The 2,990-nt window shown below is 56.9% G+C and carries 3 protein-coding genes; all 3 read left to right on the top strand.

The features are described from left to right. Positions 1-135: 135 nt before the first annotated feature. The 3 genes from Q3981_RS09780 (at position 136) to fepB (ending at position 2,900) form a co-directional block, all read left to right on the top strand. On the top strand, positions 136-1,014 hold the full coding sequence (locus tag Q3981_RS09780) for a sensor histidine kinase (protein ID WP_303125773.1): 879 nt from the start codon (positions 136-138) through the stop codon (positions 1,012-1,014). Then, positions 1,014-1,688, top strand: coding sequence for a response regulator transcription factor (locus Q3981_RS09775; RefSeq protein WP_303125771.1), 675 nt, complete (start codon positions 1,014-1,016; stop codon positions 1,686-1,688). Before Q3981_RS09780 ends, Q3981_RS09775 begins: the two co-directional genes overlap by 1 nt. Positions 1,689-1,835: 147 nt before the next feature. Next, positions 1,836-2,900, top strand: a complete 1,065-nt coding sequence (fepB, locus tag Q3981_RS09770; RefSeq protein WP_303125769.1) for a Fe2+-enterobactin ABC transporter substrate-binding protein — start codon at positions 1,836-1,838, stop codon at positions 2,898-2,900. The last annotated feature ends 90 nt before the right edge of the window (positions 2,901-2,990 follow it).

Raw genomic sequence — 2,990 nt, 5'->3', positions numbered from 1 at the left:
CTATTTCACAGTTTGTCCACCGAGTTCACCACAGCTCTAGCGCCCGAATCGTGGTAGATCTAGCACTACCCCCATCGCTGGTGGAGAGGGTGCGGCCGCTACTCACGCGGGGTTTAAGTTTCTATCATGGCACACATGGCATTATCAGCCTGGCAACGATTATCGCACCACTTAAGGCCCCGGAACCGGTCCGCTGGTTCGCGGTCGCATGAAAGTGTGGCCGCCGAGCGCATCAACGAGTTGACGGCGTCGCGCCGGGCCATTGCCGATGCCTACGAGGTTGAGCGCCGTCGTATAGAGAATGACCTTCACGACGGGGCTCAGCAGTATTTTGTGGCCGCGTCTCTTAAGCTCGGGGAAGCCGAACTTGAGGCGGAAAATGGGAGCCCGGAGCTACAGCGGCTCCTCGAGGAGACGCGCTCACACCTTGACGATGGGCTTCATGCTCTCCGCCGAACGGTCCACGGTATTCACCCGCAAGTGCTGCGCGACCAGGGCTTATACGCCGCAGTTCAGGAGATCGCCGAATCATATGGCTCGAATATCGCCGTGCATTGTCCGCATCCACTCCCCGAGCTTCAGCCCAGTGTGCTGGCGTCGGCCTATTTCTTCTGTGCCGAGTGCCTGACCAATGCTGCAAAGTATGCTCCCGGCGCGCCCGTGACCGTCCTTTTGGTCTCTGACCAGGATTTACGGATTTCTATTGTCGACGAGGGGAACGGCGGAGCTCGCCTGGGCCCGGGATTATCGGGAATGCGTGAGCGTTTGGCCGCCTTCGGAGGTTCCATGCAGCTGAACTCCCCGATTGGTGGGCCGACGACGGTGATTGCGTCGATTCCCGTCATGCTCAACCGCGGACAGAGCGGATATCCCACGGCCGACTCCCCTGGTGCTGCGGCTGCTTCTACGGCTGTTTCTGCGGCTGCTTCCACGGGGTCTGCTTCCGTGCCCTCCCCGGGGTCTGCTCCCATGACGTCTGGTGGGAATGTGAACCAGGTTGGTGAGGATTCTTAATGAAAATTGTCATCGCCGATGATTCCGCCTTGTTGCGCGAAGGCGTCGCAGGGTTAGTTGAAAAACGCGGATACGAGGTCATTGCCAAGCCGACGACTGCCACGGAATTACTCGACGCTGTAACCACCCTCGGTGACGATCACGCTTTACCTGATCTCCTCATTACCGACGTACGCATGCCTCCTGACATGCGCGAAGATGGCCTACGAGCTGCCCTTCAGTTGCGCAAGCGCTTTCCGTCGTTAAGCATCATGGTGCTCTCCCAATACGTGGCTCCCGCTTATGCTCGTGAACTCTTCACGCCTGGAACCTCCCACGGTGCGGGCACGGGCTACTTGCTGAAAGATCGGATCGGAAAAGTCAAAGACTTCCTGGAGTCCATCACCATCGTCGCGCAGGGCGGAGTGGTCATTGATCCGGATGTGGCGACAGCGTTGATGAAATCCGGCAGATCAGGATTGCGGCTGCTCACCGCGCGCGAACGTGAAGTCATGGAACTCATGGCGCGTGGAAAATCCAATGCCGAAATAGCGCAGGACTTGTTCCTTTCTGGTGCCGCGGTGGCGAAACATGTGTCCAATATTTTCTTAAAGCTCAATCTCGAACCGGGTGAAGATAACCGCCGGGTACGCGCGATTTTGGAGTACTTAACGGAAACGACGGGGCTGATCTGACCGAGTTAATCCGAGGGGTTAATCCGACGCGGTTAAACGATAAACCTGCAGCACACTCCGGCTCTAAATTTGAGGCTATCTTTACTTTTGCACGTCCAGTAGTATGGGGACCCTCATTTGTTTGTTTCTCTAGAAGGAGTCACCTCCGTGTCCCGTTTCAGGTCTCCCCATCGCTTGCGCTCAGTGCGGGCGGTTTTGGCGTCAACACTCGCCGTATCACTCATCATGGGTACAGCCGCATGCTCGCGCAATGAGGATTCAACCCAATCGTCATCGGATACGGCCTCTTCTTCGTCTTCTGAATCAGGTCAGAGCTCATCCGCACAGGCCAACGAAACGTGGCCCCGCACGGTGGCCACCGATCACGGAGAAGTCAAGATCCCGGCCAAGCCGAAAAAGGTCGTCTCAGCTGCCGTGACGCTGACTGGTTCCTTGCTTGCCATTGGCGCACCGGTCGTAGCGTCGGCAGGCGGACAAAAGGGCACACCTCTCACCGATGACAACGGTTTCTTCACTCAGTGGTCCCAGGTTGCGGACAAGGAGCATGTGAAGGTCCTGGACCTCAACCCGTCGGCGGAATCTATCCTTGCTGAAAAACCTGACTTGGTCGTGATGTCCTCGACTGGTCAGGACGCCACGCCTGACCTGTATGAACAGATTTCAGAGGCTGTCCCCACGGTCATGATCGACTACTCCGATAAAGACTGGCAGGATGTCGCCACGATGCTCGGGAAGGCGACTGGCCTAGAGAAGAAAACCTCTAACGTCATCAAGAAGTTTGATGACACCGTGGCTAAAGCTCGTGACGAGATCAAGAAGCCTGCGCAACCGGTCACGCCGTTGGTGTACACCCCGCAAAACAAGTCGGCACGTGTGTGGACGAAAGACTCCGCACAGGGCAAGTTGCTCACCAAGCTAGGGTTCACCCTTGCCGACGTTCCAGAAAGCGCACGCGGAGCGAATTCGATGGGCCCTCGGTCTGACGTTTATGTTGTCTCCGCTGAGAATCTACCGACGGCGGCCACCGGCAAGACCGCGTTCCTCTTCGCAGCGGATGATAAAGCCGTAGATGCATATAAGAGCAATCCGGTTCTGACTAATACCCCCGCCGTAAAGAACAAGTCCGTGTATTCCATGGGCACTGACACGTTCCGGATGGATTACTACAGCTCACTGGCCATGATTGACCGTTTAGAGGACCTGTTCCATTAAGACTCCCCACCACGCATCGTTGAGATCAAATCCCGTTGTGTGCCCCGGGCCGACTGCCACTACTCGAACCTTGGTTTTCTGGTGGCAGGA

Source organism: Corynebacterium sp. (genome assembly GCF_030530965.1).
Taxonomy (GTDB): Bacteria; Actinomycetota; Actinomycetes; order Mycobacteriales; family Mycobacteriaceae; genus Corynebacterium.
Note: the sequence above shows the minus strand (reverse complement) of the source record. Positions and strands in the feature narration are given on the sequence as shown.

Coding starts and splice junctions, on each gene's coding strand:
- Q3981_RS09780 (WP_303125773.1), top strand. CDS start 136: ATGGCATTATCAGCCTGGCAACGATTATCGCACCACTTAAGGCCCCGG.
- Q3981_RS09775 (WP_303125771.1), top strand. CDS start 1,014: ATGAAAATTGTCATCGCCGATGATTCCGCCTTGTTGCGCGAAGGCGTC.